The sequence below is a fragment of the Psychrobacter sp. S1-30-MNA-CIBAN-0213 genome (assembly GCF_040309845.1).
Classification (GTDB): domain Bacteria; phylum Pseudomonadota; class Gammaproteobacteria; order Pseudomonadales; family Moraxellaceae; genus Psychrobacter.
Map to the genome: position 1 here is coordinate 1 of NZ_JBEOPE010000177.1, position 236 is coordinate 236.

Sequence of the window (236 nt, forward strand, 5' to 3'; positions counted from 1 at the left end):
CTATTATACAGCGCTTCCCTATCGTAGTACTACCCGCAATGCCAGTTTGAGCAGCAATAGCAGTACCGTCACCGATACGGACGTTATGGGCAACTTGTACCAGATTATCAATAATCACGTGATTGCCAATAACGGTATCATCGATAGCGCCACGATCGATACACGTCTGGCTACCAACTCTTACATGATCACCAATAATGACACGGCCTAACTGGGCAATGCGCTCCCAACCTGTG

Annotated in this window: 1 pseudogene; it reads right to left on the reverse strand. The window is 47.9% G+C overall.

What is annotated here, in order from left to right:
• Window positions 1–236: pseudogene (locus tag AAEY87_RS14405) on the reverse strand (UDP-3-O-(3-hydroxymyristoyl)glucosamine N-acyltransferase); the annotation flags it as partial.